This is a genomic window from Candidatus Albibeggiatoa sp. nov. BB20 (genome assembly GCA_016744725.1).
Lineage (GTDB): Bacteria > Pseudomonadota > Gammaproteobacteria > Beggiatoales > Beggiatoaceae > Albibeggiatoa.
Genome location: JADGDW010000244.1, coordinates 1 through 4,646 on the forward strand (window position 1 = coordinate 1; position 4,646 = coordinate 4,646).

The 4,646-nt window shown below is 37.7% G+C and carries 5 protein-coding genes; 3 read left to right on the top strand and 2 right to left on the bottom strand.

Features of this window, described 5'->3' with window-relative positions; genetic code table 11:
• Positions 1-201 precede the first annotated feature (201 nt).
• From ABXH34_RS17925 to hflX, 3 genes are all read left to right on the top strand, one after another.
• Entirely contained in the window at positions 202-1,311 is a 1,110-nt protein-coding gene (locus tag ABXH34_RS17925) for a virulence factor BrkB family protein (RefSeq protein WP_353573254.1), read from the top strand.
• Between the two features lie 447 nt (positions 1,312-1,758).
• The gene (hfq, locus tag ABXH34_RS17930) at positions 1,759-2,019 is read left to right on the top strand and encodes an RNA chaperone Hfq (RefSeq protein ID WP_353573255.1); all 261 of its coding nucleotides are present in this window, start codon (positions 1,759-1,761) and stop codon (positions 2,017-2,019) included.
• 14 nt (positions 2,020-2,033) lie between these two features.
• Positions 2,034-3,290: a ribosome rescue GTPase HflX gene (hflX, locus tag ABXH34_RS17935; protein WP_353573256.1), complete on the top strand. Its 1,257-nt coding sequence runs from the start codon at positions 2,034-2,036 to the stop codon at positions 3,288-3,290.
• A 166-nt stretch (positions 3,291-3,456) separates the two neighbouring features.
• On the opposite strand, the gene bfr (ABXH34_RS17940) is transcribed toward hflX, so the two are convergent.
• Complete coding sequence (gene bfr, locus ABXH34_RS17940; protein WP_353573257.1) at positions 3,457-3,945, bottom strand: bacterioferritin; 489 nt, start codon at positions 3,943-3,945, stop codon at positions 3,457-3,459.
• Between the two features lie 11 nt (positions 3,946-3,956).
• The gene (bfr, locus tag ABXH34_RS17945) at positions 3,957-4,433 is read right to left on the bottom strand and encodes a bacterioferritin (RefSeq protein WP_353573258.1); all 477 of its coding nucleotides are present in this window, start codon (positions 4,431-4,433) and stop codon (positions 3,957-3,959) included.
• Between the last annotated feature and the right edge of the window lie 213 nt (positions 4,434-4,646).

The window sequence follows — 4,646 nt, forward strand, 5'->3', positions numbered from 1 at the left end:
TGTATTCCATCTCTCATATTATAAGCCATTCTTGAGTTTAGGGAGATAAATCTGTTCGCCTGAAAGGCGAAGGTTTTAACCTTATACATGGAAATAAATCCGCTAAGGAAAAAACTATAAGAATAATATGATGCCTTCAATCCGCACACTGCTGACTCAGCCGATTACATTAGGTTTAGTATCGCACTTCCACTGATTTTCATGGTTAAATTTGGGCATTATGTTGCCATGCGGTTTATTACCGATCGTTGTGCTCAAACTTCTGCTGCTTTAACTTATGCCACACTATTATCTCTTGTTCCAATGCTAGCTGTTGGCTTTTCAATTCTTGCGGTATTTCCTGTCTTTAACTCAGTGAGTGATCAATTACAAGATTTCATTTTTAAAAATTTCGTACCAGCCTCACAAGAAATAATTCAAGAGTATTTCATTAGTTTTGCTAAGAAAGCGTCGCAATTAACCGCATTAGGCGTGATTTTTTTAGTGATTACGGCCTTGTTATTGATGGAAACCATTGACCACGCATTAAATGATATTTGGGAAGTACGCAAGCGCGAACGACGACAAGGCGTTTCAGTTTTCATGATGTATTGGGTTGTATTAAGCTTAGGCCCTTTATTAGTTGGTGTCAGTATTGTTGCAACCTTTTACCTTGCTGAATTACCTGTTTTATCAGATGTGGCAGATACACTGGAGATTCGAGAACAAATTCTGCGCATGTCCCCATTCTTGCTAAGTACCGCCGCATTTACGTTGATTTATGTCACTGTACCTTATCGTCATGTGCCCTTATATCATGGGATATTTGGTGGTTTAATTGCAGCGATCTTATTTGAAATTGCCAAACGTGGCTTTGCTTTCTATGTGACGCGCTTTCCCACTTATGAACTGGTTTATGGCACGTTGGCCGTCATTCCTATTTTCTTAATCTGGGTGTATTTGTCGTGGTTAATTATTTTATTAGGGGCTGAAGTAACCCGATCTATGACCAGCTATCATCGTCCTGAAGAGCAGGCGATTCCTTGTGTACTGGGTAATGCCTTGATTTGGGCATATCGGATATTAGGTCATTTACGTCAGGCACAGAAATCGTGTCAAGATGTCAGTTTTAAGAAATTATTAAGTTTAGAATCATCACTACCAGATACAAGTTTAGAAGCACTTTTAAACCATCTACATGATAAACAATGGATTCATCACACCGAAAAAGGCAATTATGTATTGTCACGAGATATTCATGAATCAACCTTATTCGATTTGTATCAAGATTTGTCGGGATTACTATTTATTACGTCAAAAAATGGCCACTAATGATGTGTGGGAAAAGTCGTTGGATTATAGTGTTAGAGGAAACTAATCAGGCGTTGGAACGTATTTTAGATAAACCACTAGCTGAGCTATATCAAACCCAAAAGTAAAATTGGAGGGGCATTATTTATAATTGATACATCTGGTCAATTCTTTTTCATGTGTTAGGACTGCTAATCCTTCGAGAGAATACCTTCTAAATGGTATAGAGTAGGAGAAAAATCATTTATCAGCACTCTAAATCCTTGCCGCTGCTATCTTAAATTAATTTTTGTTATGATGTAAAAATCTAGTTTATGCCCAATATAGAGTATAAATGGTTTAAATAAGCATTAATCGCTTGCTTCAGGCTAAGTAATCTATGCTTTAAATCCTATAACAATCTCCCCACAAGCATAGCAAAATGAGTATAATGACAATAAATACTATAAAACATGGAGAAAAACACTCATGAATAAAGGGCAAAGCTTACAAGACCCTTTTTTGAATGCTTTACGCAAGGAACGTGTGTCAGTTTCCATTTATCTTGTTAATGGAATTAAGTTACAAGGCCAAATTGAATCTTTCGACCAATTTGTTGTATTGCTTAAAAATACGGTCAGTCAGATGGTTTATAAACATGCAATTTCGACTATTGTTCCATCACGTAATGTTAAGTTTTCGACGGCTGATGAAGACAATAAAGAGAAAGAAGCAAAAGAGCAAGTTTAGAGGTAATAAAATCAGTGTTTGAACGTCCCCGTAGTGGTGAACGTGCCATATTGGTGCATATCAAGTTAAATAGTTTCACACATCAAGCCGATTTAGGTGAATTTGTTGAATTGGCAGCCTCAGCGGGTGCAGAATGCGTTGACCAACTTACAGGTAAACGTGATTTGCCGCACCCTGCTCATTTTATTGGCAAAGGCAAGTTAGAAGAACTTAAAAACCAGATTGAAGCGGATGAAATCGAGCTGGTTATTTTCAATCATTCTTTATCCCCTTCTCAAGAACGTAATTTAGAAGCCGCTTTGCAATGTCGTGTATTAGACCGTTCAGGTTTAATTTTAGATATTTTTGCTCAGCGTGCGAGAACTTTTGAGGGTAAGTTACAAGTTGAGTTAGCGCAGTTAAAACATTTGTCTACACGTTTAATTCGTGGTTGGACTCATTTAGAACGTCAGAAGGGCGGTATCGGTTTGCGCGGACCGGGTGAGACGCAGCTAGAAACTGACCGTCGTTTATTAGGTGACCGCATCAAGCAACTTAATAAACAACTAGATAGAGTCTCCCAACAGCGTAATTTAAGCCGTCGTGCTCGAAAGCGTGCTGATGTCCCCGTGGTTGCATTGGTGGGTTATACCAACGCAGGAAAGTCTACTTTATTCAATTGTTTAACCGATGCTAAAGTGTATGCTGAAGACAAATTATTTGCGACCTTGGACACAACCATGCGTCAGGATATATTAGAAGACAAAACCAAAGTGATTTTCGCAGACACGGTGGGATTTATTCAGCAATTACCACATGATTTAATTGCCGCATTTCGGGCAACATTGGAAGAAACTTGCCAAGCGACCGTTTTGTTGCATGTGGTTGATGCTAGCGATCCTGAGCGTTTGGAACGCATTGAGCAAGTGAACCATGTGTTAGACCAAATTGGTGCACTGGAAGTACCGCAGATTATGGTTTATAACAAAATAGACCGTATGGAAGAGGTGGCACGCATAGAGCAACAAGGTCAAGGCGATGAAGTGCGTAAAAAAGTTTGGCTATCTGCTAAAACTGGGGCGGGTATACCGTTGTTACAACAGACATTACAAACGTTTTTGCATCCTGAAAAGGTACATTGTTGTTTGAGATTGCCCGTAACAGCACAAAGCCTGCGCTCTAAGCTATTTACTGAAGCCACGATATTGAAAGAAGATTATGCTGATAATGGCGATAGTTTATTAGAAATCTCGATGCACATTCGCCAATTTGCACAACTCAGTATCGATTAATTTTAAAATATAGTCGTTTTATTTTAAAGTGATACAGGACTGGCAGTCCTTGATTTCAAAAACAATTAATATTTAAAGTATAAAAGGACTACCAGTCCTAACATACAAACCAAAATTGACTATATCTCCCTCACTTAAATACTTAAGCTGAGGGAAATAAACTCATTTAAGCCGCTGTTGCTGTACCATTCATTTGCGATTGTGTGTAATTTTCTAAGCCAATTCGATTGATTAAGCCAAGCTGCTGTTCCAGCCAATGAGCATGGTCTCGCTCTGTGTCATCTAACATTTGCACCAGAATATCACGGGTCACATAGTCACTGACGGACTCACAGTAAGCAATCACTTCTTTGAGGGCTTTGACCACTTTATATTCCACATCAAGATCATTTTGTAGCATTTCAGGTACAGTCGAACCAATATTCACAGGATCACGCGTAACAATATTAGGCTTGCCTTCTAAGAATAAAATACGGCGAATTAAATGATCTGAGTGCATTTTTTCGTCATCAACTTCATGGTCGATGCGCTCATATAAAGCTTGTAATCCCCAGTCTTCATACATCCGAGAATGCAACCAATATTGGTCAATCGCGGCTAATTCACCTGCTAGCAAAGTATTTAATTTTTCAATAACTTGATTTTCAACTTTCATGATTATGTCCTTTAATCTTCGTCAGCCATTTGTGTTTGTAAGTAATTCTCAATACCCATTTCACTGATGAGATGCAGTTGGGTTTCTAGCCAGTCAACATGTTGTTCCTCATCGTCTAAAATGCTTTCTAACAAGTCACGCGACACAAAATCTTTAACTGATTCACAGTACACAATGGCCTCACGCAAGTTTTCAATCGCTTCCATTTCTTGGCGCAAATCCAACTCAATCATTTCTTTTGGTTTTTCACCAACGTATAAACGTCCAAGGTCTTGTAAATTTGGCAAGCCTTCTAAAAATAAAACCCGCTCAACTAACTCGTCAGCATGTTTCATTTCATCAATAGATTCATGATAGACCTTTTCATTTAGTCTCATTAATCCCCAGTTTTTAAACATTCGGGCATGTAAAAAATACTGGTTAATTGCAGTTAGCTCATTTCTCAGAATTTTATTCAAATGCTGAATAACTTGACTATCACCTTGCATATTAATCCTCACTATATATGGCAGGAAAAAACTAGAGTTTGATAAAAAACATTAAAAATATAGGATAAAGCTTGAGCTTGGCGTTTCAAATTAACTACTATTAAAAGTAGATTAGGTCTATTTTATAATAATTAAAGAGCCAGTTTTGAAAAAATGAATTAAAAGTGTATCGTATCAATGATGATCAAACTTTGTAAAGGAATAATCTTAGCA

Coding starts and splice junctions, on each gene's coding strand:
- ABXH34_RS17925 (WP_353573254.1), top strand. CDS start 202: ATGGTTAAATTTGGGCATTATGTTGCCATGCGGTTTATTACCGATCGT.
- hfq (WP_353573255.1), top strand. CDS start 1,759: ATGAATAAAGGGCAAAGCTTACAAGACCCTTTTTTGAATGCTTTACGC.
- bfr (WP_353573257.1), bottom strand. CDS start 3,945: ATGAAAGTTGAAAATCAAGTTATTGAAAAATTAAATACTTTGCTAGCA.
- bfr (WP_353573258.1), bottom strand. CDS start 4,433: ATGCAAGGTGATAGTCAAGTTATTCAGCATTTGAATAAAATTCTGAGA.